This is a genomic window from Vibrio sp. 2134-1 (assembly GCF_033339495.1).
The window spans coordinates 1-517 of the sequence record NZ_JAWOUS010000961.1 but is presented as its reverse complement, the minus strand read 5'-3'; the positions used below and the strand labels follow the sequence as shown (position 1 = coordinate 517).

General features: G+C 44.1%; 1 pseudogene. It reads left to right on the top strand.

The annotated features are described in order from the left end of the window. Positions 1-517: pseudogene (locus R7R78_RS29490) on the top strand (hypothetical protein); the annotation flags it as partial.

Below are 517 nucleotides of genomic sequence, written 5' to 3'. Positions count from 1 at the left end.
TGAAGTGCACTTCAATAACATTTGTGAAATTACCGCAGACTTTGACACCAAAGGTTACTGGCACAACAAAAATGGCTTAAGTGAACTAACTGAAGCCGACAGAGTATATGTGAATGGATTAGCCCCTTACGCCTCTCCAAGTAACTACTTTGGAGCTGGTGACGAGCCATTTGACGGTAAATTTACTGGTGGAGAGCCAGTTGAAGCAGCATTTAGCGGCGATTCTGCTATTTGGATGGCCGGGACTTGGCAATCCGAAGTGTCACAATTCTTGGTCGATAGCAATGGCAACGCAGACCTTAACGAGCATAAAGAGCAGCTAGCTCAGCAACTACTCGCATTTATCTTTAACACTCGACATCGTCCAACCTCTGAAGGTTTAACCCAAACTACCGTTATTTGGTTTGGCGATCAGTGGATGTCTATTGGAGATATCATTAGTAACGCGGTCAGTGCTTGGGAAGGTTCAGACATCAATCAAATTGATCAGATCAAGACGGTTTTGGATGGTTTGAAT